The sequence below is a fragment of the Pusillimonas sp. DMV24BSW_D genome (assembly GCF_011388195.1).
Lineage (GTDB): Bacteria > Pseudomonadota > Gammaproteobacteria > Burkholderiales > Burkholderiaceae_B > Neopusillimonas > Neopusillimonas aestuarii.
Genome location: NZ_CP049990.1, coordinates 2,197,407 through 2,220,960, shown reverse-complemented (window position 1 = coordinate 2,220,960; position 23,554 = coordinate 2,197,407). Strand labels below are relative to the sequence as shown.

Here is a 23,554-nt window from a genome sequence, read left to right as displayed (position 1 = left end):
ATCCCTTATAGGCTGTAATACATGTCGAACTCAACCGGATGAGACGTCATGCGCAACCGCGTAATTTCAGCCATCTTGAGATCGATATACGCGTCGATCATGTCGTTGCTGAACACGCCACCGCGTGTCAGGAACTCACGATCAGCATCCAGCGCAGCAACAGCCTCTTCAAGCGATGCACACACCGTTGGGATCTTTGCGTCCTCCTCGGGAGGCAGATCATAAAGGTTCTTGTCGGCCGGATCGCCGGGATGGATTTTGTTTTGCACACCATCGAGACCGGCCATCAGCAACGCGGAGAAAGCCAGATATGGGTTCGCCAAAGGGTCCGGAAAACGGGCTTCAACACGGCGCGCTTTCGGGCTTCCCACGTAAGGAATACGGATGGAAGCCGAACGGTTGCGGGCTGAATAAGCCAACTTAACGGGTGCTTCAAAATGCGGTACCAAACGCTTATACGAGTTGGTAGCCGGATTAGTTAAGGCGTTGAGTGCACGGGCATGTTTAATAATGCCGCCGATGTAATACAGAGCAAACTCAGAAAGCCCGGCATAACCATTACCGGCAAACAGGTTTTGGCCGTCTTTCCAGACAGATTGGTGCACGTGCATACCGGAACCGTTATCACCCACTACCGGCTTTGGCATGAATGTCGCGGTTTTACCGTAAACATGGGCCACATTGTGAACCGTGTACTTCAGAATCTGGTTCCAGTCGGCGCGCTGAACCAGCGTACTGAATTTGGTACCGATTTCACACTGACCCGGGCCGGCCACTTCGTGGTGATGCACTTCAACCGGCACACCTTGCTGCTCCAGCAGCAAGCACATTTCGGAGCGCATATCGTGGAAGGAATCCACCGGGGGGACGGGAACATAACCGCCTTTCACGCTGGGGCGATGGCCCAGATTACCGCCCTCAAGTTCCATACCGCGCGACCAGGAACCCTCTTCCGATTGGATTTTTACAAAGCAACCCGACGCGTCATCGTTCCAGGTAATACCGTCGAAGATGAAAAACTCGGGTTCCGGCCCAAAATAAGCGGTGTCGCCCAAGCCACTGGATTTGAGGTAGGCTTCCGCGCGTTTGGCCAGCGAACGCGGGTCGCGATCATAGCCTTTGAGGTCGGAGGGTTCAACAACGTCACAAGTCAGAATCAAGGTTGACTCTTCGCGGAAAGGATCCAGGCGTGCCGACCCAGTATCGGGAACCAGCAACATATCAGACGCTTCAATGCCCTTCCAGCCGCTGATCGATGAGCCGTCGAACGCTTGGCCTGACTCCAATTTTTCTTCATCAACAGTATGTGACGGCACGGTCATGTGATGCTCGCGACCAAGCGTATCGGTAAAGCGGAAGTCCACAAACGCGACTTCTTTGTCTTGCATCAATTTAATGACTTCTTCTGGGGTGGACATAAAAACTCCTGAGCAAAAAGCGTTCAACGAAACAAATACTACTGCTTGAAATAAAGCAATATCCGTGCCAACTTTTAATGCGCCAAAACAGATCACTTTTATAGTCGAATCGAACTAAACGGTGATCAAAACACGCCACATGCGCCTCGTTTCGGTGCGAATGCACTATTATGGTGCGAATTATGGTGCAAACCAACGGGTTTTACATTTTGGTGCGACAAAGTCGATTTTGGGCCTGCAAAAATACGCATTCCGACACCGACTCAAGGAAGGAAACGGGCCAACACCTCATTCAAATATTGCCAACCCTGGTCGGACGCGCACAGACGCGAAGGATCCGGCCGTAATAGACCTTGTTCCGTCAACTGCTGCAAGGTCTTTGAAACCTGAATCAGCGGCAAGCCGGTTCGATCCTCAAAGTAATGCGCCGGCACCCCATTACGCAAACGCAAGGCATTCAACATGAATTCAAATGGCAAATCGGCGGCATCAACCGGGCCGGACTGTGCCAGATGCGAACCGTTGCGCTTCACTGCGTTTTCCATCCAGGACACCGGGTTTTTAAGTCGCGCCTGCCGGATAATGCCATGATGAAATGAGAGCTTTCCGTGGGCCCCTGGGCCCAAACCCAGATAATCACCAAACTCCCAGTAATTCACATTGTGAACGCACCGGGCACCAGGTTTGGCATAAGCGGAAACTTCATAACGCTCATAGCCTGCATCCTGCAAATGTTGCGCCACCGTCTCCTGCATCACCGCCGCGGCATCATCATCAGGAATGGCCGGCGGATACTTGGCGAACACGGTGTTCGGCTCAAGGGTCAGGTTATAAAATGACAAATGCGACGTAGCCCAGGCGACCGCCTGACGGATATCTTCTTCACATTGCGCAAAAGTTTGATTCGGCAAAGCAAACATCACGTCGAGGTTAACCCGGCCCACTGCGCGTTGAGCCAGTTCAATAGCGCGGTCGGCTTGCTCGGCTGTGTGAATACGCCCCAAGGCTTGAAGCGCCGCATTGTTGAAGCTTTGCACTCCAAGAGAGATGCGATTAATGCCGCTACGCGCGTAATCATCGAATCGACCGGCTTCAACGGTACCGGGATTCGCTTCAATCGTAATTTCAGCATCGGGCAATAAATTCAAATGCGATCGAAATAATGACAACATGCGATCAATGGCACGGGCTGATAACAAGCTGGGCGTACCGCCACCAATAAACACCGATATAACGGAACGCCCCCAGATATCCGGCAGCGACTGTTCCAGATCGGCTTGGAGCGCCTGCAAATAGGCTTCTTCCGGCAAGTCTTCCTTGAGCTCATGAGAATTGAAGTCGCAATAAGGGCACTTGCGCACACACCACGGCACATGCACATAAAGCGCCAACGGCGGCAAACTGGTAAGCGCAGTGCGGCCCATATCAACGGTTTTAACGGGTGCTTGTAGTCGACCAGACAAGGGCGCACCCTCTTGCTCGTGCACAACCGGAATAATGCGACGCGTACCCATTAAATTGAATGACCGCCAAGTTGACCAACCAGTAACTGCAATGCCTGTGCACGATGGCTATTCGCATTCTTTTCGCCCGGCTGCAGTTGCGCTACAGTTTTATTGAATTGGGGTAAATAAAAATAAGGGTCATAGCCAAAGCCGTTTGTGCCCATCGGTTCGGAAATGATTTCGCCGTGCCATTGCGCTTGCGCAATAACAGGTTGAGGATCGTTGGCGGCACGCATGAAAACAAGTACGGCCACATAATGCGCCCGGCGGTCTGTAACGCCCTTAAGCTGCTGCTGCAGGTAAAGGTTGTTCGCCTGATCCGACTTTTCCCCCCCATTCATTGCGGCGAAGCGTGCTGAATAAACACCCGGCGCACCATCCAACGCAGATACACACAACCCCGAATCGTCGGCTAATGCCGGCAAGCCCGTATATTCGCAAGCGTGGCGCGCCTTTGCCAGCGCATTCTCCACGAATGTAAGGTGAGGCTCGGGTGCTTCGGGCACACCCAATTCACCCTGCGGCACCAGTGTCCAACCTTTCGGCGCCAACAAAGAATCAAACTCGCGCAATTTGCCCGCGTTATTTGAAGCCAGAACAACTTTTCTCACGTTACCGCCCAATTTCACTCAGTTGCCAAATCCAGCGCCTGACGCTGATGCTTGACCAGTTCGGCGATTCCGGCCGTTGCCATATCGAGCAACCCGTTCAAGGCCGTACGCCCAAACACCGCGCCCTCAGCCGTTCCCTGAACTTCCACAAAATGGCCCGAACCCGTCATCACCACATTCATATCGGCATCGCAGTTGCTGTCTTCGTTGTAGTCAAGATCAAGCACCGGTTTGCCTTGAACCAGGCCGACAGATACCGCGGCAACATGATCTCGAATAGGGTTCTGCGTTAGCACTTCCTCACGCATCAACGTATGAACCGCCAACGCCGCCGCCACCCAGGCGCCTGTAATACTGGCACAACGCGTACCGCCGTCGGCCTGAATTACGTCGCAGTCAAGGTGCAGCGTACGTTCGCCCAGTGCTTCCAAATCGAACACGGCGCGCAGACTACGCCCAATAAGGCGCTGAATTTCCTGAGTTCGCCCGCTTTGTTTGCCCCGTGCCGCCTCACGGTCAGAGCGGGTATGCGTGGAGCGCGGCAACATACCGTATTCAGCCGTCACCCAGCCTTGCCCCTTACCTTTCAAAAAAGGTGGAACCTTGTCGAGTACACTGGCATTGCAAAGCACATGCGTTTCACCCGCCTTGATTAACACTGACCCCTCCGCGTAGCGGGTATAACCCGTTACCAAAGACATCGACCGTAATTGATTGGGTGTTCGCCCGGCAGATCGGGCATGCGTCATATCGGTCAAAACAATCCTTTCTGTAGTTTGGTGAATGCATCAATGTTAATTCATAATGCCCCGCAAGCTTTTGTAACCTCGTAACAGGGAATGGAATATTTATGACTATTCGCAGCATGACAGCCTACGGCACCGCCCGCGCAGAAGGCCCTGATGGCTTCGTAACGCTGGAAGTACGCAGTGTCAACAGCCGCTACCTGGACATCAATTTCCGCCTGCCCGACGAGTTACGCGTGGTGGAAACACACTTGCGGGAAAAAATTGCCCGTACTTTGTCACGCGGCAAGGTCGAGATCCGGCTATCTTATAGTCGTCAACGCACCGACCCTATGGATAAACTGGACCACGAGTACGTGAAAAAAGTGGCTGAACAGTTGCGTTTGGCGCGCCAGGTTTTGCCCGACACAGGGGCACCCTCTTTAACCGATTTAATTAAAGGCGCATCGGGGCAGGACACTGAAGAAACGGCCCCGGACTTCTGGGTCACGCTGGCACAACAAGCCTTGCACCAGGCGCTGTCCGACATGCAGGCCAACCGCGAACGTGAAGGTACTCGTTTGGCCACCATGCTATTGGAATGCGCCGACCAGATTGATGAAATTGTGGAAGGTGTCGGCCATGTGTTGCCCCAGTTACTGGACGAACACCGCCAAAAGCTCGCCGGCAAGCTGCGTGAAACGCTGGAAAATGCTAACCCCAACGGTTTCACCAATATTAGCGGCGAAGAACTTACCGCCCGTATCGCACAGGAAAGCGCGCTGTTTTCTTTGCGAATCGATGTTGCCGAAGAACTCACCCGGCTGCAATCACATTTAACGGAATTGCGTGAATTATTGGCCGGTGACGAACCCGAAGCACAGGCTAAAAATGCCCGAAAAAATAAAGGCAGCACCGGGAAGCGGCTGGACTTCCTGTTTCAGGAAATGAACCGTGAAGCCAACACCCTGGGCTCGAAAGCTGCGGGCATTAGCGTTACGCGCGCGGCCATTGATTTGAAATTGCTTATTGAGCAGATGCGCGAGCAGGCCCAGAATATTGAGTGATGTAAATCAATGTCAATATAGATCAATATAACCAACAAAATCAATGATTTATATAAAAACCTAACTCCATGGAAGTCTACTGATACCCACCAGAATCAAGTCTAAATCGGTGGGTATAATGGTGGGTATGATGCAATACCCACCAAGCCTAGTGGTGGGTACATTTGGAGGGGGTTATGGCAGAACTTACCAGCAAGGCCGTAAGCGCAAGAATTAGGGGGGAGCCCGGACGTTTCGCCGATGGCAATGGCCTTTACCTCGTCGTTCCCAAAGTTGGTCGTGCGTACTGGATGTTGCGTTACACATCCAACGCAAAGCGCAAAGAAATGACTCTAGGCAAGGTGGACGACCTTTCGCTTGCAGATGCCCGAGTGGCGGCGGCTTTGCAGATGAAGCAACTCCGAGAGGGTCTTGACCCCCTCGTTGCAAAGAAGAGAGCCAGTTATGGCGAGATCAACTGCGTCGACGACCTTTTCAAGGACTGGCACGAAGGCAATAAAAAGCGCCTGAAGCACCACCACATCCCCTTTCGGGTCTACACAAAAGACATCGCCCCAGTCATTGGGCAAATACAGCCAGCGGCTGTTACGGGGCGCGATATCAGGCAGATTCTGCGTAACATTACGGAAAGCGGCAGGCCAACGATTGCCAACGATGCGTTGCTGTACTGCAAGCAGATGTTTAACCACGCCATCAAACTAGACATCATTTCCAGCAACCCAGCTTTTGCCTTTTCGGTAGACGATGCTGGCGGTATAGAAAAAAGCAGAGATAGAGCCCTGAGCTTCGAAGAGCTTACATTTGCGTTCAAGAAGTTCAGAGAAGAAGCAACTAGCTTTACCCGGGAAAACTACTTGGCCTGTGGGCTTTTAGTCTTGTTGGGCGTCAGAAAAGGCGAGCTAACGGAAGCAAAGTGGAGCGAATTCGACCTGAACGAAAAGGTTTGGTACCTGCCCAAAGAACGAAGCAAGTCGGGTATTGCCATTGACATCCCATTACCTGACTTAGCCATTCAGTGGCTAAACGAGCTTAAAGTGCGTGCATTTGGGTCTGACTATGTTTTCCCAAATAGGCGGTCGAGCAAAATGCCACACATGGGTAAAGACACACTGAATCGGGCGATATGCAAACTGTTTGGTAGGGACCCTGGCAAAGATGTGCAACCTGAAAACAAAATGGAAGATCTGGCGCATTTCACCGTTCACGACTTACGACGCACCTGCCGGAGCTTGTTAGCTTCGCTAAGCGTTCCTGGGCACGTGGCAGAGCGGTGCTTGAACCATAAACTCAAAGGTGTAGAGGGCATCTACAACCGACATGACTACTTCAATGAACGAAGGGAAGCTTTGGAGCTGCTTGCCAAGAAGCTCGCACCAATGATGTCAGGTTAGCCCAGATAGGGCTCGAACCGTTTTCCTCGTTAGGAATTTTCCGCCGACGATTAATTTGTTGCTCATATAACGCTAAAATACTGTTTTTATATACAGTTTATCTATGGGCAAACCTATCCCTTTAAGCGAGCTGCCAGTCACCGTCTGGGGCATACCCAGCACTGTGCAATGCGGCTTTCCTAGCCCCGCTCAAGATCATGCCCAGAAACGGCTGGATCTGAATGATTTGTTGGTCAAGCAGCCCGACGCCACGTTCTTCATGCGCGTGCGCGGCGACTCCATGCGCGACGCTGGCATTCAAGACGGGGATTACGTCATCGTGGATCGGTCAGTCACACCGGCTCATGGGCGTATTGTGGTGGCGGTAGTCGACGGGGAATACACCGTCAAGCGCCTTTACAAGCGCAAAGGCTTGGTTCGGCTGGACTGCGCCAACCCTACGTTTGCCAACATCGAGCTTAAAGACGGGCAAGAGCTGTATGTCTGGGGAGTAGTGACATGGACGTTTCGACCACACACCAGCAGCGTATCGCCCTGATCGACGGCAACAGCTTTTACTGCTCCTGCGAGCGCGTGATGCGCCCAAGCCTCGAAGGCAAACCCCTGGTGGGGCTCAGCAACAACGATCTTATGGATCAAGTTTGTTAGTAGCATGCGTCATGCTTTTCCGACTCTTGATATCGGGGTTCATCGTCTCTTGTGGGCGAGTAGCAGGTCAAGGTCTAGGGGGTAAAAGGAGCGCAATGAAATCAATGACTGCATACTCGGTCTGGTATTCGTCCCACAGCAGCATGAGGGTCACGCCTTTTCGCTGCAACTCCTGCTAGATTCGACCGTAGTCTGGCAGCACGTAGTCCGACCGCTTGACCGGCTTGCTCAGCAAACGGTGTTCTAGTTGCGTTTCGTCAAGGTCACGGATCGACACCCAGTCCAGTCCAGTCCAGTCCAGCCCCGCCGCGCCGGCCAGGCCGATGTATTTGGCAATGACCCCTTTGGATATGTGCAAGGCCGTAGCAATGTGTTCACGCGACAACCTTGCCTGCAATTTGAGGCACAGTACATCTTTAATCTTACGCATAGTCATCCTTTGCGCGGGCATTGGCTTCTCCGTGGAAACCGACAAGCGTACCCGCTTCAAGTTCGTTCTATGCGCAACATCGTCACGCCGCTGTAGGATGCCGTCACGGCATCGTGACCGGCCATTTCGCTATCGTGACCGCCCATTTCGGTCAAAGGCAAAAATCGGTCACGTTCAGCCGAAATGGGCGGTCACGTTGGAGCGAAACCGTCGGTCACGTTGCTCCGAAATACCCAGTCGCTGTATCGGTTCTTCTTCATGTGCCTCTCTCCGTCCAAGAGACCATTATCTCAAGTTACCGTAGATCGAAAAAGCCGGGACAGGCCACATCAACTAACCCGTCATAAAACAAAATGGCCTAAGTGCTGCAAAACGTCGGATCAACGTGGGGATTTCCCTAGGTGCCTACCTATAAGACTAGCGGATACAAACCTCTTCACCTAAAATGATACTAATGTTCACCTAATGGACATTTTGAAAATGACGGTATTGTGCGTCAATAAATAACCTGGAGTAGACAAATGAAGAAATTGAAGATTCTTGCCACGGCAACGCTCTTTACAGTCGCTTGCGCTCAAGCTTCAGCAACTGTAAAGGTTGGTTTCATGCTTCCGTACAGTGGCGCTTACGGAACAATCGGACAAACGATCGAAAATGCCTTCAAGCTTTATGTTGAAGAGCAAGGTGGAAAACTGGCAGGTCAAGATATCCAGTACTTTCGGGTCGATGACGAATCCAATCCATCAAAAGGTCCTGACAATGCAAATAGACTCATTAAACGAGACCAAGTTGATGTGCTGGTCGGGTCGGTGCACTCAGGCGTAGCAATGGCCTTAGCAAAGGCTGCTAAGGATGCGGGTGTAACACTAATTATTCCTAATGCAGGTGCTGATGCGATTACTGGCCCACTGTGCAGCAAAGGTGTATTCCGAACATCATTTTCAAATTGGCAACCAGGCTACGCGATGGGACCGGTCGCTATCGATAAGGGTTACAAGACTGCCGTCACAATCACTTGGAACTACGCTGCCGGCCAAGAATCGACCGATGGATTCAAAGAGGCTTTTGAAGAGAAAGGCGGAAAAGTAATCAGACACCTGACTGTACCCTTCCCTACCGTTGAGTTCCAGCCTCTATTGACGGAAATTGCGTCAATTAAGCCTGACGTTGTTTATGCCTTCTTTGCGGGTAGTGGCGCAGTCAAATTTGTACAAGATTATGCCGGCGCAAACCTAGCTGCCAATATTCCACTAGTAGGTAGCGGCTTCTTAACCGACGGTACTCTCGAAGCCCAAGGTGCTTCAGCTGATGGCCTTTTAACAACGCTTCATTACGCCGACAACTTAAACACTCCACGTGACAATGCTTTCCGCGCTAGTTTCTCGAAGCGCTATCCATCCAATCCGATTGACGTATACGCGATGCAAGGTTACGACGCGGCGCAGTTACTTGACGCAGGCCTGAAAGCAGTTGGTGGCGACATCAAGAAACGCGACCAAATGCATGAAGCTATGAGCAACGCCGTGGTCGACAGCCCCCGAGGTCAATTCAAGTTGTCCGCTGCAGGCAATCCGATCCAAGATATTTATCTTCGCCAAGTAAAGAATGGCAAAAATGAAATCGTTAAAGTTGCTGTAGAGAAACTTGCCGACCCAGCACGGGGCTGCAAACTTTAATTTGTCTCGCCTCTTTTTTGACAATGATCAATTTATCGTCAAGAAAGAGGCACAAATCTTTAGAAAAGGAACGGTTGTGGACGTGGCCACTTACCTTATTCAGTGCCTGAACGCTGTCCAATATGGATTACTGCTATTTTTAGTAGCCAGTGGACTGACACTTATCTTCGGCATCATGGGCATTATTAACCTGGCACATGGTAGTTTCTACATGATCGGTGCCTATATGGCCTTTGCTCTCCAGCCTTTGGTGGCGCAGTACCTGGGAGGGGGCTTCATTACTACTGTTCTGGTCTGCATTGTTCTGGCTGCCCTACTCGGCTATTTTCTTGAGTGGGCCTTCTACAGCTATCTGTACACACGCGACCACCTTCAACAGGTCCTTATGACCTATGGGCTGATTTTGGTTTTTGAGGAACTACGCAGCATTATCATCGACAACGATGTACACGGCGTATCGGCCCCAGAATGGCTCAGCGGTTCTATTCAACTTGGCGATCTCATGACATACCCAACTTACCGACTTTTCATATCGGCGGTTTGCATCATTGTTGCTGTCTTCATGTATTGGCTACTGTCACGCACCCGACTAGGCATGATGATCCGAGCCGGCGCCAGCAATCGGGAAATGATCAACTCACTGGGCATCGATATCAATCAACTGTTTCGTGTCGTATTTGCACTTGGCGTTGCTTTGGCTGCACTAGCGGGGGCAATTGCAGTACCAGTTTCATCGGTGTATCCAGGCATGGGGAATGCCGTCATCATTATCAGCTTTGTCGTCGTGGTCATCGGTGGCATCGGCTCGATTAAGGGTGCCTTTATCGCCGCAATGTTGATTGGATTTGTCGACACTTTCGGTCAAATTCTATTTCCTCAGGTCGCCGGAGTTCTCGTCTACATAATGATGGCAACCATTCTCCTCTTCAAGCCTGAAGGGCTATTTAAACAAGGCTGATGCGAAATGAATTCAAAATCTCGCACTCTTTTGATGCTAACACTGGTTATTGTTATCGCCTTTTTACCAATGATAACAACCGCCTACTACACGACGTTGATCATCAAAGTCATGATCTACAGTATTTTTGCACTGAGCCTTCAATTACTGGTTGGATGCACAGGTTTGATCAGCCTAGGACACGCCGCTTTTTTTGGAGTTTCTGCTTACGCAGTCACGCTACTGTCGCCCGAATTCGCGGCAGGCAACCTTTTATGGCTTGTGCCTGTAGCGGTGATATCTGCCATGGTTTACGCCTTAATCACAGGTCCTTTAGCCCTGAAAACCAAAGGGGTGTACTTCATCATGGTCACGCTAGCATTTGCGCAAATGGCCTACTACGTCTTTCACGACACCAAACTCGGGGGTGGTACTGACGGCATTTATCTGAATACGCGCCCAGAATTACGAATCGGAGACGCTGTTCTTCTCGACATCAGTAGCAATTACTCGTTTTATGTCTTTACCCTCGGATGCCTGATATTTACTTGGGGTTTTCTGACCATCCTCATGCGTTCACGGTTCGGAGCGGCGCTAACAGGTATACACGTCAACGAACAGCGTATGCGAGCTGTCGGGTATTCGACCTTTGGTTACAAGCTCACCGCTTACATCGTAGCGGCAGGATTTGGCGGCCTTGCAGGAGTGCTGTACGCGATTAAGGACGGCTACGTCAATCCGGAATTGCTGAGCTGGGAGCAATCGGGCATTGTTCTATTCATGGTCATTCTGGGGGGGACCAGTCGACTATGGGGTGCGATGATCGGAGCAGCTGGCCTCATTTTTCTGCAAGAACTCTTCCAATCAGAAGCAATTTTTGGCGCGTTTGCTGTCCACTGGCACCTAACTTTTGGTCTCACCGTGATCGCGCTGGTGGCACTTATGCCGACAGGTTTGATCGGTCTGCCGAAACAGCTCAGTAAAAGACGTGGCAAAAAAAAACCATCACCAACAGTACGCTCAGCAACAGTACATTAAGGTCTAGGCATGTCTCAAACACTTTTATCAGCAAAAAACATAACACGACGCTTCGGAGGCTTAATCGCCATTAACAACGCATCACTCAACCTAAATCAGGGTGCTGTCCATGCAGTGATCGGTACGAACGGTGCGGGAAAGTCCACACTTGTCAGTGTGCTATCAGGTGAAATCCCACCCAACGAGGGTCAAATTAAGATGTTGGATAAAGACATAACAGACTGGTCACAACCAGATCGAGCTCAAGCAGGCCTCGGACGAAGCTATCAACGCACAACAATCTTCCCCTCCTTATCAGTCCACGAAAACTGTCGAATTTCCGCGCAATCCAAGCACCAGAAATTCTGGAATTGGGGCACACCACATACAAAATGTGACTTTACTAATGAAGCTGCCAGTCACGCACTGGAGCTCGCGGGTTTATCACAGTTTGCCCATCGCAAAGCTGGCCTTCTTTCTCATGGTGGAAAACGCCAACTCGAAATCGCGATGTGTCTCGCCACTCGACCCAAAGTGCTCCTACTCGATGAGCCACTCGCTGGCATGGGGGCAGAAGAAACCGATCGCATGCTTGGCCTATTAAACGACCTAAAGAAAGAACATGCTGTCTTACTAGTCGAACATGACATGGATGCTGTTTTTCGCATTTCCGACGAAATCACCGTTATGGTGAACGGATGCGTAATCGCTCATGGTGAACCTGAGGAAATCCGCAATAACCCCGATGTGCAAACAGCTTACTTGGGGGATGAAGCATGAGCAGTTTGATCGAAGCAAAAAGTCTAAACACCCACTACGGTGAGAGCCATATTCTGTTTGATGTCAATTTTAAAATTAATCCTGGTGAATCTGTTGGTCTACTAGGTCGAAACGGCATGGGAAAGAGCACATTGATCAGAACTCTTATGGGACATGTACGACCTAGCTCTGGACAAATCAAAATCCGAGGTGATGACCACACACGCTCAGCACCTCATCAAGTATCACGCCTCGGCGTAGCTTATGTACCCGAAGGCAGAGGTATTTTTCCAAACCTAAATGTTCGCGAAAACCTACTGGTCGCAGCTCGTCCCGGAGTTAACGAACGCAACGACTGGAGCTACGATCGTGTTCTAGAGACATTTCCAAGGCTTACAGAGCGGCTTGGGCACGGTGGACAACAGCTGTCGGGGGGTGAACAGCAGATGCTAGCGATTGGTCGTGCCTTAATGACGAACCCGGACGTGTTAATCCTTGATGAAGCAACAGAGGGACTAGCGCCCCTCATTATCGCCGAGATATGGCGCATTATCGGCACGATTCGTGAAACTGGCGTAGCCACCCTGATCGTTGATCGGAATTATCGCAAGGTACTGGCCAACACGGACCGCTGCGTTGTCCTTGAGAAAGGTGTGGTTGTCCATGAAAAACAGAGTGCAGCCCTAATTCAACAACCTGAATTGTTAACTCAATATCTAGGCGTTTGAAATACCTCCAAAAGCATACAGAGCCCGAGATGCTCACCTTTCTATTCAACTCAATTCGCTCTTAAGCCTAGTTTCTCAACTAAACCTTTAAATGTAATGAATCAATTATCAGTAACTGTTGTCAATAAAATCTTTGAAGCCGTTGATATCATCAGCCTTGAATTAGCCGAAGTAGACGGAAAACAACTACCATACTTCACCGCGGGTGCGCATATAGACGTACACCTGCCTGGTGGAATCGTTAGGCAGTATTCACTGCTGAACGATTCCACCGAAAGTCACCGCTATGTAATCGCTGTACTGAAAGATGCCGAGTCAAGAGGGGGCTCAGTCGCTATCCATAAAAAAATCAAAGTGGGCGACGTACTAAGAATTAGCACGCCGAAAAATCACTTTCCGCTCATTAGTGCAAATCAAAGCTTGCTGTTAGCTGGTGGTATTGGTGTAACCCCGATTTTGAGTATGGCACACCAACTGAATCGCACCAATGCTGCTTTCAGAATGCACTACTGTACTCGGTCACGTGAACGTACTGCATTCCTGGACACGATTCAATCATCAGAGTTTTCAGACCGCGTTCATTTCCACTTCGACGACGGTGATGATGCTCAGAAACTTGATCTCAAAACATTAATGGCTAAACCTTCGCCAACAACTCATCTTTATGTGTGCGGCCCAAAAGGATTTATCGACTATGTCGTCGACTCAGCCAAAGAAGCCGGGTGGTCGAGTGACCAAATCCATTTTGAATACTTCGGAGCAGGGGAAATCGATACCAGCGGCGACAAAGTCTTCAAGGTAAAAATCGCTAGTTCGGGAACTATTCTTGATGTCGCACCGGGTAAGTCAATTACAAGGGTGCTGGAAGAGAATGACGTATTCATACCCGTGTCTTGTGAGGAGGGCGTTTGCGGAACTTGTCTTACTCGCGTTATCGAAGGTGAACCTGATCACCGTGATTTATACCTGACGGATGCAGAGAAAACAGCTAATAACCAGATTCTGCCCTGCTGCTCTAGAGCTAAGTCAGCAATGCTTACGCTTGATCTGTAGGTCGTCAACCATTCCTCAAATGGCACAAAGCAAGCCCTTCTCTTCCGGGAATTATAAGCTCCACCTAACAAAAATGCGGCCCAGTCGTTCGTCGCGATGGCACAGCGATCGAATGCTGGGGTCCAGGCCATGAACCAGAACAATGGACTCAAGCAAAAGCACCACTGTACAAATATAGTTAGACCTGCTCAGATTTCAAATATGTAGGATGTTGGCCTCACCAGCACCCCCCAAAAATGTCTTGTTGCAGTCGGATCTCATTGTAGTGGCGACATCGGTCTTCGATGATGACCCGGGCTTCCAAGCGATTGCGGAACCATTCCATCGACAGGCATTCGTCGCGGAATTTTCCGTTAAAGCTCTCGTTGGTGCCGTTCTGCCATGGCTTGCCCGGTTCGATCAGAACCGTTTCGAGTTTTTCATCCACGGCCCATTGCAACAGCTGCGTGCTCACAAACTCCGGACCGTTGTCGCTTCGAAGGTATCGGGTATTAGGGCGAGCCATGCAAGCTCACCAAACGGCTAAGCACGTCGATCACGCGGTTGGCCCGAATGCTTACGGCCACGTCAATGGCGACGCATTCCCGGGTGTATTCGTTCACGACGGTCAAACATTTAAGTGTCTGACCGTTGGCGCAGGCGTCGTACACGAAGTCGTAACTCCAAACGCTCTTTCTGCCGTTAGGAAGACACGGGCGACACTGGGTGCCAGCCACGCGGAGTCGTTTGGTAAGCGTTCAGCCAACCCCATCTTGAATCCGCTGAGGCTGTGTTAGAGCATACGTGTCCATTTATTTTTCCATGGACACGTATGCACCAAGATACTAACGGTCGGCGTCGGCGCCGTAAACACACCCCCGCGTACAAGGCCGAACTGGTCCAGTTGTGCTTAAGCAGTGGCGCCTCGCTGGCCGCCATCTCACTTGAGCACGGCCTGAATGCAAACCTTTTACGTCGATGGGTCATTGAGCATGAACGTTTGGGGCTGCATACCCTTGATGATAGCCTCACAGACCCGGCGCCTGTGCCAGCACCTGCGGGGGCATTGCCCGAGTTTATCCCTTTGGGTCGGCCAACGTTGACCTCGTCGGTGATGCCCGCCTCAACGCACCGTCACCAGCGCATCCCAACGGCTGATGCTACCGTGCGGGTCGAGCTGACTGCAGCGCAGATGAACATCACCCTGCATTGGCCGTCTTCCAACAGCCAGGCACTGGCGCAGGTGCTTCGGGAATTGATGGCATGATCCGTATCGACCAGGTCTGGATGGCTGTTGAGCCCCTGGATATGCGCGCCGGTGCCGATACGGCCCTGGCACGGGTCGTGCGGGTCTTTGGCGCTGCGCATCCGCATCATGCGTATGTGTTTGCCAACAAAAGAGCCAATCGCATGAAGGTGTTGGTTCATGACGGCATAGGCGTCTGGTTGGTGGCACGGCGTCTGAATCAAGGCCATTTCGTGTGGTCAAATGACGGCCATGGCACCGTATCACTCACGCACGAACAGCTCGACGCCCTGGTACTGGGCTTGCCTTGGCAGCGCATCGGCCAGGCCGGTATTATCCGTCTGGTTTAACCCTAAAAGATCGTCATTCTGCAATCGGGGACGTTGCCAATAGCCGGCGCACAGGCCCTGTGTAACACTACGCCTCATGATGACGAACACGCCCGATGACCTTGACCAGCTAGACGCGCACCAGTTGCGCGAACTGGCGCGTCAGCTCATGCTGGCCAATGCACGCAAAGATCAAGACATCACGTTCAAAGCGGCCCGTATCTCGGCGCTGACCCACGAGATTGCCATCTTGCGCCGACACAAGTTCGGCCAGAAAAGCGAACAGTTCAGCGGGGAGCAGGCGTTGTTGTTTGACGAGGCCGTGGGCGAAGACCTTGAGGCCATCGAACGCGAGCTCAATAAACTTAAAACGCCGCCCGCGGCGGGCGAACCTCGCAATAAACCGCGCCGCGCCGCCTTGCCGCCCGAGTTACCCCGCACCACCATCCACCATGAACCGGCGTCCACCACCTGCGACTGCGGCTGTCAGCTCAAGCGTATCCGGGAAGACGTCAGCGAGAAGCTGGACTACACCCCGGGCACGTTCAGCGTTGAGCGTCATGTGCGTGGGGTCTGGGCGTGTACCCACTGCCAGTCGATGACGCAGGCCTCGATGCCTGCATATATCATCGACAAAGGCATCGCCGCAGTGGGGTTGCTGGCCCATATCCTGATCTCCAAATATGCCGATCATTTGCCCCTGTATCGTAATGCTCCGGCCTGTACCGTCTTGACCGCGCGGGCTCAACAATCCATTCACAATTAAAATCGGCCTTCACCTCTTACCGACATTTAGGCCCGATATGGATCATGAGACCATCAATCGCAATTTAATTATCATTTTGCCCAAGCAACCGGCGTTAGACTGGATCATAAGCGTTGATCCGCAACCGATTCAAGGACTGACGCTGGAGGAATTGCGCCAGGAGCAAGAGGTCTATTTGTTAGCAGGTGGAACGGTCAACACCCCAGAGCAAGCCGAACAGTGGGCGTTGCAGCGCTTTAGCAATCTGTTCGCTACGTTTTTGCACGGTTGGTTTACTGACGATTCGCTATGGCCTAAGCGCCGAACCCGTAAAATGTTCAAGGAATGGTTTGAGGTGCAATACCACTCGACGATTTGGGATTTGTCGACAGACCCTCTTGAACACGAGTCGTGGAACTGATCTATTGCGTTGAGACGCTGGGCAGGTTCACATTCCAGGGCAACAACTCGTCGACTTGATTGACCGGATAGTCAGCAATCACGGTCAAGACGTGACGCAGATACGCCTGGGGATTGATGTCGTTTAACTTGGCGGTGCCAAGTAGGCTGTACATCGTGGCCGCGCGTTCACCGCCCGCGTCGGATCCTAGGAACAGGTAGTTTTTCCTGTTATGTCTATCTTGGCATAAGGGAATTTATGTTCAGCCGTTGATTATGTTGAGTCGCCGACAGCGGTCCGCCCTATTTGCGGCGGTCCGATCCTGTCGGCTGCACATAATCAAAGAGCCTGAAGAAACTCCAACAGTGCATCTGTCGGCCGGTAGCGCGTGCGTGGAATTTCAGGGGGCGCGATCGCAGCCAAGGCGCGTTCCTTCATAGCCAGGTCCGCTTCGACGTAACTGTGAGTCGTTACAGGGCTTTCATGTCCGAGCCACAAGGCAATGACGGTGAGGTCGACGCCGGACTGCAGTAGGTGCATAGCGGTCGTGTGACGCAGCGTGTGCGGGGAGATGTTCCGCCCTTGGAGCGACGGACACTGTGGCGTCGCCGTGCTCACAGCCCGTGCGATCCGTTGTGCGATATTGGAGCGAGTCATCGGTTTGCCCCAGCGGTTGGGCAGCAACGGTTGCTCCGTCTGAAGGCTCGTCGATTGAAGCCAACGGCGGATTTCTACGACGGTTTCCTTCCACAGTGGTACGGTGCGCTGCTTGCGCCCCTTACCGTGCAAACGCACTGACGATGTGACTTCGAGTTCCAGATCGCGGACGCGGATGCCGATAAGTTCAGATACGCGGGCGCCGGTGTTGTAGAGCAGTTGAAGCAGCACTCGATCCCGGCGGCCGCACCAGGTCGTCGGATCAGGCGCCGTCAGGAGTGCATGCACCTCATGGCGGGACAGGAATCCGAGCAGGGGCTTGTCGAAGCGTTTCATCGGAATAGCGAGAATGCGCTGGATGATCAGCAGTGCCGGCGGGCACTGCACGGCAACGTACCGGGCAAAGGCACGGACCGCAGCGAGCCGTGCATTGCGGCTGCGCACCGTATTGTGGCGCTCGGCCTCAAGGTGTTCCAGAAAGTCGAGAATCAATTCCGCATCGAAATCATTCAAGGCCAGCTTGACAGGCGGCTTGCCGAGTTTGCGCTCGGCGTAGCCCAAAAGGAGCCGGAAGGTGTCCCGGTACGCCGCCACAGTCCGGGAGCTGACAGCTTGCTGCTGAAGAAGACGGTTGGCAAAGAAGTGCTGGATCAGGGCGGAGAATTCGGCGGGATCGGTCAGTATTGGACTCATGTCGGCTCCCCTTGGGCATAACGATGGAAGCGCTCAGCCGCGACGGCCATCAGCTCGGGGGTCCCCGTGAGGTACCAGTAGGTATCGACCACCTTGGCGTGCCCCACGTAGATCGAGATTGCCGGCAGACCTTGCTCAACAGCGCCGCCTTGCTCATAGAGGCGCAGTACGCTGCGGACGATGAAGGTATGGCGCAGATCATGTAACCGGTGATGAGCATGATCTCCGCGCGATTGCCAGCCGTGTTGGCGACACACCCACTGCAGCGCGTATAAGATATTGCGCCGATCAACGGCCTTGCCGTCGTCGCGCAGGAAGAAGTGATCGCAGCACGGGCGAGGGACGAGTTGGTCTCGCAACTGCGCATACGCCTGCAAGTGTGGAATCGTGCTCGAATGCAAAGGAACAAAACGGCGCTGGTGACGCTTGGCGTCTCGGATGTCGAGCACACCCGCCTCGAGATCTACATCGGCCCGGGCCAGCTTAAGTGCTTCTGAGATGCGCAGTCCGGTGGCTGCCAGCAGCCCGAAGACGGTTCGGCAGGTCGCCGGACGCAGCCTGCCTGGTGGGCTCAGCAGGTCACTCGCTTCCAGGAGGCTTCGCAGTTCGTCGTCGGTATAGATATGCGGCACTAACCGTCGGTGTGCTGGGCCGAAAAGCTTGCGTGGGGGCACTACCGTATCCGGGTCAGTGCGAAGGCAAAAAGCAGCAAACCCGCGTAATACCTCGATGCGACGCGCCCAGCTGATCGGACGGGGATGGCGTGAGGCCCGGGCCCAGTCTGCGGCCAACTCCAGCGTGAGCCGTTCGGCTGCGCGTTGGTCAGCAAAGCGGGCAAACGAGCTAAGCTGCCCACCCTCAACCGAGAGCCCAAAGCCGAAGCTGCGTCGATAGGCGAGGTAGGCGGCCACCCGAGCTGCCCAGGTTATGGCGGCGGCGTTCATGATGTGCTCCCCGGCCAAGGCAAGGCGACAGAACGCAGGCGTTCCAGGTCAACACGGGCATACACTCGGGCGGTGTTCACATCCCGATGACGTAGCAGATCGGCGATCTCCTTGATTGATACGCCGGTCTTCTGCAGTCGAGTGGCCATTGAGCGCCGAAGCACATGGGTATTGCAGAACTGGCCTGCTAAGCCGCAACGGGCAAAAGCACGATTCATCGCGTTGCGGATAGCCGCCACGCTTAGGGGAATACCGAATGGTGCCCGATGCCGTATGAACAGGGTACGGCTATCGGTCTGTGGGCGTCCTTCGCGCAGGTAGCGGACGAGCGCTTCACCGGTCAACGCCGGCATAGGCAGATGCTGGACTCGCTGACTCTTGGTGTGGTGGAGCTTCATAGTACCGTTTCGCCAATCCACGGCCTCCAGCGTCAAGTGGGTGACCTCGGCGCCCCGCAGGCCCAGATCAAGCAGGCATCGGGCAATGGCGTAGTCACGCAGCCCGACCGGATCGGTCAGGTCGAAAGCTTGCAGAAAACGCTCAATCTGACTATCCGTGAGCACTTTAGGAGGATGCCGACGGGGCCAGTTGGCGATGACGGGCAACGTCGCCGATAGTATCCGCGTGTCGTCGCCCAGCAGAGTGCGGAAACGCAAATAGCTGCGCAAGCTTGAGCAGACCACCTTACATGACGAGGGCTTCCAGCGAGTAGCCAAGCCATTAAGAAAAGTATCGATATCTCCAGCGGACAGCCGTCCAATCTCGAGGGTGTCATTCCCGAAGCAACTAACCAGGAAGGCCTCCACATGGCGAACCCGATAAGTGCAGGTCAGCGGCGCCAAGCCGCACGTGTGGCGCAAATGATGGGCGAAGTGCTCAACCTCGGCGGCAATGTGGCCCGTCGTCGCCACATCGTCTGACTCGGGCAGCAGGTCCAGCAAATGGTGAAGAGCCGCCCGCATATCCGTTATCTCTGATCTGCACGGCGCAGGACAGGAGCAAGACGGCAAGTGGTTCTGCAGAAACCGCTCGATAAGCACCTGATCGATGTCCGCAGCAGTCAGCCCTTCACCCCGCATCCAATAGCTGAAATGCGCCAAACAGCGCAGATAAGCGATGAGGGTGTTCCTTGCATAGCGCCGACTCTGAAGTGCCTCGATGTACGAAACGATGAGTTCGTTCAGCGGGCCGTCCGTCAGCCAGTCACGGCGAACAAGGTGAGCCAGGAATTTATTGGTGGGCATGATGGCCTCCTGTAGTGAAGAATGGAAACCACAGAAAACCACCAATGATTATGCGTAGGCAAGATTAGCCGTTGACTCTTGTAGGAAGCACGAGCCTTACCGTTACGGCTCCCCGCCACGAGCGACTCAACATAATCAACGGCTGAACATAATTCCTGTTATGTCTATCTTGGCATAAGGGAATCAATTGGTTATTTGCCGGTTCATTGCGTGCAGGCAAACGCGCAGCCGCGATCATGAGTCTGATTCAATCGGCCAAGCTCAATGGCTTGAATCCGCATGCCTACCTGAAGGATGTGCTCACGCGTTTGCCGACACACCCGAACAGCCGGATCGACGAGCTATTGCCGCATAACTGGGTGGCACCTCAGGCTGACGGCGTGGACGCCGTTTCTGAAAAAATTTGCGCTTGAGGCAGGGAGGGGAATGTAGTTCCCCATCCGCTTACGTCGTTTGCGTTTTGCCGGCACTTGCAAACCAGCTTGACCCCACAGGCGTGAGCATTGTTCTTTGCCAATCTGAATGCCCCCACGACCCAGAAAGATACGAATACGGCGCGAACCAAAACGTGGGTACTGTCCTGATAATCGTTGCATAGCCTGAATCACCGGGGCGTCCTTTACGGGCATCTTTAATGTGTAATACAAACCACAGCGGGAGACATTCATCAGCGCACAGGCCCGACGCTGGCATACGCCACGGGAAATGGCGTATCGTGCCTGCATTAATCGGCCCTGTACGCTCACCAGTTTTTTGCGTTGATCTCCTTCATCACGTCGATCTCAAGCTCCCTGTCAACCAGCAGCTTCCGCAGCCGGGCGTTCTCGGCTTCCAGCGTTTTTAGCCGCTTCACTTCGTCCGTTTCCAGGCTGCCAAATTTCTTGCGCCAGGCATATATCGTCGCTTCGCTTATACCGTGGCGCTTGGCGACCTCGGCCACCGTATCCTTGTCAGTTTCGCGCACGATTCGAACAATCTGTTCATCGCCGTATCGGGCTTCATATTCCTCTCTCCGCCTAAGAGGCCATTGTCTCAAGTTACAGTGGATCGAAAAGGCCGGGACAAGTCACAGATTCTCAATCCACCCACCGAGTCTATTAATACAAGGTTATTTGGATACCATATATTCGCTAAGGCAACGTAAATCACATAGCTGACAATCCACCATCAACCATAAAGGTCGCTCCTGTAACGAAGGAGGCCTCATCCGAAGCCAACCAAAGAATTGGCCATGCAATTTCCTCTGGCGAAGCCCAACGACCAAGCAGTGATGTGACACTACGCTCAGTTTTAAGCTGATCAACACTCTTACCCTTCGCTTCTGCTTTAGCAATATGAAATTCCGTTAGGGTTGAGCCAGGGCAAACAACATTGGCTCTGACCCCATGGCATGCTTCCTCATGAGCCAAAGTACGTGTAAACGCCAATTGTCCTGCTTTGGTGGTGTCGTAAAGACCCATTCCTTTACGCCCACTAACTGCGTAGCATGACGAAACATTCACAATGCTGCCTCTCCCTGATTGACGCAGATACGGCAAAGATGCTCGGCAATAATTAGCATTTCCAAACAAGTTCACGGATACCACGGCGTTCCACTCATCTAAAGTGGCCTCACCCAATGTCGAATAATTCCGACAAGCAGCGTTATTTACAAGGACGTCTAATCCGCCGGAGAAGTCAACACAATGCTGAACTGCCAACTGAGCCAACTCAGCTGACGAAACATCTGCCACAAAGCTTGAAATCAAAGCGTCAGGAATTGTTGACCTCACTAAATCTACTGTAAGTTCCAGCGACTGCCTATCACTATCGACAATCGTGACAATTGCCCCTTCAGAACAAAACAATCGAGCACATGCTGAGCCGATACCAGCACCACCTCCGGTAATCAACGCTTTCTTTTTACTTAATCTACCCACTTAAAACACCCCTTCAAATGGTGCACCTAAATTGAACAAGATCTATCAGACTGTATAAATTGGCTTGTCCAAGTTGTTGTTCAGATGCGCACGCGCCCACTCAACTGGATTCACAGATCGATCCAGTAGAACGCCGGCTGAACGTACATGCTGCGCCGCCGCATCTAACGCAGGGGGCTGCTCTCCTTTCTCCATCCCAATTACCGCATCGTGAAGCATCCGTCTTGCCATCACAATTGCCCTATCAGTAGGCAACAAATGTTCGGCTTCTCGATCCTGAATTGGCCCCATACTCTCTTGCAATGATGAATCCTGAAGTGCAAAACCAAAGACGCCACTATATGAACGCTTATCTTTCTGCGCCTGTCGATCAATCAAATAGTCATTGTCCTTATTGGCCTTAGGTCTCAGAGAGCCCTCCTCGTACTCTACGTGGATTCCCTTGCCGAGCTCGAGCTCACGGCGCTCCTCGTCTGAGAGAGGTTTGTGGGGATGGAAGTTGACGCTCCAAACCCAGCAATTATGATCATCCATCGGCACGAAAATGTGACCTGCCATGGAATGGTCGCCAAACGGGGCAATCAATGTGTACCAGGGGAACAACCATTGCGTGATTCGCCAGTAATATGAATCTTCCTCTCCGTTCCTACGGCCGAACAGAGTCAATCCAAATGGCATCTTTTCGATTTCGAACATCACATTGCCGTCTGCCTTGATGTAATCAAGCGCCTTTGTGCCTTGGTGCATTGGATCAATATCCACTTCGTAACGGTGCACATATGAAACGTGCGCAGTATCGATACCACCTTCCATAGCCTGCAAATAGTTACACTCCTGCCAGCGTCGCGACACATGGACATGACTTTCTGGCAAAGTCACCCACTCCAGATCAACAGGTGGCGGCATGCGATCTTTTGATCCCATGTAGGCCCACACAATTCCACCACGCTCAATGCACGGATATGACTTGATATGCATATGGGCGCAAGCCTTTGGCGAGGATGGCACGTCAACACATTGACCATTTCGGTCAAACTTCACACCGTGATATGCGCAGCGAATCCCATTCTCTTCGTTACGACCGAAAAAAAGAGACACCCCTCGGTGAGAACAAAACTCATCGATGATCCCTGGATTGCCATCTGTATCGCGAAATGCCAGGAGCTTTTCACTCAATACCTGCACACGGACGGGGGGGCAATCGGGCTCAGCGATCTCATTGGACTTCAGGATAGGTATCCAATAACACCTCATCAAACTACCCATGCGGGTCCCTGAACCAGTACGAACTAATGTTTCCGACATTTCTAAATTCATGATGTTTAACTCCTTTGATTGGTTGGCAAATGTCCGTCTAGCAAGATAAGTATCCATTGTATGGATATTTAGGGCAGCTTAAAATGCGGGTTATTACTTAGTTATAGGCTGTCGGA

The 23,554-nt window shown here is 52.5% G+C and carries 24 protein-coding genes and 3 pseudogenes; 14 read left to right on the top strand and 13 right to left on the bottom strand.

From position 1 onward, the window contains the following. Positions 1–5 precede the first annotated feature (5 nt). From glnA to rph, 4 genes are all read right to left on the bottom strand, one after another. Entirely contained in the window at positions 6–1,418 is a 1,413-nt protein-coding gene (gene glnA / locus G9Q38_RS10800; protein WP_114421624.1) for a type I glutamate--ammonia ligase, read from the bottom strand. 263 nt (positions 1,419–1,681) lie between these two features. Next, positions 1,682–2,932, bottom strand: a complete 1,251-nt coding sequence (gene hemW / locus G9Q38_RS10795) for a radical SAM family heme chaperone HemW (protein WP_166130822.1) — start codon at positions 2,930–2,932, stop codon at positions 1,682–1,684. After that, the gene (rdgB, locus tag G9Q38_RS10790; protein ID WP_166130819.1) at positions 2,932–3,534 is read right to left on the bottom strand and encodes an RdgB/HAM1 family non-canonical purine NTP pyrophosphatase; all 603 of its coding nucleotides are present in this window, start codon (positions 3,532–3,534) and stop codon (positions 2,932–2,934) included. Before rdgB ends, hemW begins: the two co-directional genes overlap by 1 nt. A gap of 14 nt (positions 3,535–3,548) precedes the next feature. Then, on the bottom strand, positions 3,549–4,283 hold the full coding sequence (gene rph / locus G9Q38_RS10785; protein WP_119442590.1) for a ribonuclease PH: 735 nt from the start codon (positions 4,281–4,283) through the stop codon (positions 3,549–3,551). A 101-nt stretch (positions 4,284–4,384) separates the two neighbouring features. Here rph and G9Q38_RS10780 point away from each other — a divergent pair, with 101 nt between their 5' ends. The 3 genes from G9Q38_RS10780 (at position 4,385) to G9Q38_RS10770 (ending at position 7,255) form a co-directional block, all read left to right on the top strand. Then, complete coding sequence (locus G9Q38_RS10780) at positions 4,385–5,326, top strand: YicC/YloC family endoribonuclease (RefSeq protein WP_166130816.1); 942 nt, start codon at positions 4,385–4,387, stop codon at positions 5,324–5,326. A 176-nt stretch (positions 5,327–5,502) separates the two neighbouring features. Then, positions 5,503–6,717 (top strand): tyrosine-type recombinase/integrase, encoded by a 1,215-nt coding sequence (locus G9Q38_RS10775; protein ID WP_166130814.1) that lies wholly within the window; start codon positions 5,503–5,505, stop codon positions 6,715–6,717. Positions 6,718–6,820: 103 nt separating this feature from the next. Continuing rightward, a complete protein-coding gene (locus tag G9Q38_RS10770) occupies positions 6,821–7,255 on the top strand; it encodes a LexA family protein (RefSeq protein WP_093970100.1) in 435 nt (144 codons plus the stop codon). Positions 7,256–7,540: 285 nt separating this feature from the next. On the opposite strand, the gene G9Q38_RS10765 is transcribed toward G9Q38_RS10770, so the two are convergent. Further along, positions 7,541–7,795 carry a hypothetical protein gene (locus G9Q38_RS10765; RefSeq protein ID WP_166130811.1) on the bottom strand — a complete coding sequence of 85 codons (255 nt, stop codon included), beginning with the start codon at positions 7,793–7,795 and terminating at the stop codon, positions 7,541–7,543. Positions 7,796–8,316: 521 nt separating this feature from the next. On the opposite strand from G9Q38_RS10765, the gene G9Q38_RS10760 reads away from it, so the two are divergent. From G9Q38_RS10760 to G9Q38_RS10735, 6 genes are all read left to right on the top strand, one after another. After that, positions 8,317–9,471 carry an ABC transporter substrate-binding protein gene (locus tag G9Q38_RS10760; protein WP_166130808.1) on the top strand — a complete coding sequence of 385 codons (1,155 nt, stop codon included), beginning with the start codon at positions 8,317–8,319 and terminating at the stop codon, positions 9,469–9,471. A 76-nt stretch (positions 9,472–9,547) separates the two neighbouring features. Then, on the top strand, positions 9,548–10,429 hold the full coding sequence (locus tag G9Q38_RS10755) for a branched-chain amino acid ABC transporter permease (protein ID WP_166132382.1): 882 nt from the start codon (positions 9,548–9,550) through the stop codon (positions 10,427–10,429). A gap of 6 nt (positions 10,430–10,435) precedes the next feature. Continuing rightward, positions 10,436–11,446 carry a branched-chain amino acid ABC transporter permease gene (locus G9Q38_RS10750; RefSeq protein WP_179950537.1) on the top strand — a complete coding sequence of 337 codons (1,011 nt, stop codon included), beginning with the start codon at positions 10,436–10,438 and terminating at the stop codon, positions 11,444–11,446. A gap of 9 nt (positions 11,447–11,455) precedes the next feature. Next, positions 11,456–12,205 (top strand): ABC transporter ATP-binding protein, encoded by a 750-nt coding sequence (locus G9Q38_RS10745; protein ID WP_119442584.1) that lies wholly within the window; start codon positions 11,456–11,458, stop codon positions 12,203–12,205. Next, positions 12,202–12,912 carry an ABC transporter ATP-binding protein gene (locus G9Q38_RS10740; RefSeq protein WP_119442583.1) on the top strand — a complete coding sequence of 237 codons (711 nt, stop codon included), beginning with the start codon at positions 12,202–12,204 and terminating at the stop codon, positions 12,910–12,912. The genes G9Q38_RS10745 and G9Q38_RS10740 overlap by 4 nt, the downstream gene beginning before the upstream one ends. A 96-nt stretch (positions 12,913–13,008) precedes the next feature. Further along, positions 13,009–13,965, top strand: coding sequence for a PDR/VanB family oxidoreductase (locus tag G9Q38_RS10735; RefSeq protein WP_119442582.1), 957 nt, complete (start codon positions 13,009–13,011; stop codon positions 13,963–13,965). Positions 13,966–14,215: 250 nt separating this feature from the next. On the opposite strand, the pseudogene G9Q38_RS10730 reads toward G9Q38_RS10735, so the two are convergent. Further along, positions 14,216–14,690: pseudogene (locus G9Q38_RS10730) on the bottom strand (integrase core domain-containing protein); the annotation flags it as partial. A gap of 86 nt (positions 14,691–14,776) precedes the next feature. Here G9Q38_RS10730 and G9Q38_RS10725 point away from each other — a divergent pair. The 4 genes from G9Q38_RS10725 (at position 14,777) to G9Q38_RS10710 (ending at position 16,685) form a co-directional block, all read left to right on the top strand. Further along, positions 14,777–15,211: a transposase gene (locus G9Q38_RS10725; RefSeq protein ID WP_166130805.1), complete on the top strand. Its 435-nt coding sequence runs from the start codon at positions 14,777–14,779 to the stop codon at positions 15,209–15,211. Then, the gene (tnpB, locus tag G9Q38_RS10720; protein WP_166130802.1) at positions 15,208–15,540 is read left to right on the top strand and encodes an IS66 family insertion sequence element accessory protein TnpB; all 333 of its coding nucleotides are present in this window, start codon (positions 15,208–15,210) and stop codon (positions 15,538–15,540) included. The genes G9Q38_RS10725 and tnpB overlap by 4 nt, the downstream gene beginning before the upstream one ends. A gap of 76 nt (positions 15,541–15,616) precedes the next feature. After that, a complete protein-coding gene (locus tag G9Q38_RS10715) occupies positions 15,617–16,285 on the top strand; it encodes an IS66 family transposase (protein WP_166130800.1) in 669 nt (222 codons plus the stop codon). 37 nt (positions 16,286–16,322) lie between these two features. Then, positions 16,323–16,685 carry a hypothetical protein gene (locus tag G9Q38_RS10710; protein ID WP_123661203.1) on the top strand — a complete coding sequence of 121 codons (363 nt, stop codon included), beginning with the start codon at positions 16,323–16,325 and terminating at the stop codon, positions 16,683–16,685. 1 nt (position 16,686) lies between these two features. Here the strand turns inward: G9Q38_RS10710 and G9Q38_RS10705 are convergent. From G9Q38_RS10705 to G9Q38_RS10690, 4 genes and pseudogenes are all read right to left on the bottom strand, one after another. Beyond that, positions 16,687–16,893 (bottom strand): annotated as a pseudogene (locus G9Q38_RS10705) (transposase domain-containing protein); the annotation flags it as partial. A gap of 110 nt (positions 16,894–17,003) precedes the next feature. Beyond that, a complete protein-coding gene (locus G9Q38_RS10700) occupies positions 17,004–18,014 on the bottom strand; it encodes a site-specific integrase (protein ID WP_166130761.1) in 1,011 nt (336 codons plus the stop codon). Beyond that, positions 18,011–18,958, bottom strand: a complete 948-nt coding sequence (locus G9Q38_RS10695; protein ID WP_166130764.1) for a tyrosine-type recombinase/integrase — start codon at positions 18,956–18,958, stop codon at positions 18,011–18,013. The genes G9Q38_RS10700 and G9Q38_RS10695 overlap by 4 nt, the downstream gene beginning before the upstream one ends. Then, complete coding sequence (locus G9Q38_RS10690; protein WP_205962286.1) at positions 18,955–19,968, bottom strand: site-specific integrase; 1,014 nt, start codon at positions 19,966–19,968, stop codon at positions 18,955–18,957. Before G9Q38_RS10690 ends, G9Q38_RS10695 begins: the two co-directional genes overlap by 4 nt. Before the next feature lie 419 nt (positions 19,969–20,387). On the opposite strand from G9Q38_RS10690, the pseudogene G9Q38_RS10685 reads away from it, so the two are divergent. Further along, a pseudogene (locus G9Q38_RS10685) lies at positions 20,388–20,615 on the top strand (transposase domain-containing protein); the annotation flags it as partial. A 329-nt stretch (positions 20,616–20,944) separates the two neighbouring features. Here G9Q38_RS10685 and G9Q38_RS10680 read toward each other — a convergent pair. The 3 genes from G9Q38_RS10680 to G9Q38_RS10670 form a co-directional block, all read right to left on the bottom strand. Further along, positions 20,945–21,238 (bottom strand): transposase, encoded by a 294-nt coding sequence (locus tag G9Q38_RS10680; RefSeq protein ID WP_228276115.1) that lies wholly within the window; start codon positions 21,236–21,238, stop codon positions 20,945–20,947. A gap of 109 nt (positions 21,239–21,347) precedes the next feature. Continuing rightward, entirely contained in the window at positions 21,348–22,121 is a 774-nt protein-coding gene (locus tag G9Q38_RS10675; RefSeq protein WP_119443159.1) for an SDR family NAD(P)-dependent oxidoreductase, read from the bottom strand. A gap of 45 nt (positions 22,122–22,166) precedes the next feature. Continuing rightward, positions 22,167–23,438 (bottom strand): Rieske 2Fe-2S domain-containing protein, encoded by a 1,272-nt coding sequence (locus G9Q38_RS10670; protein ID WP_166130794.1) that lies wholly within the window; start codon positions 23,436–23,438, stop codon positions 22,167–22,169. Between the last annotated feature and the right edge of the window lie 116 nt (positions 23,439–23,554).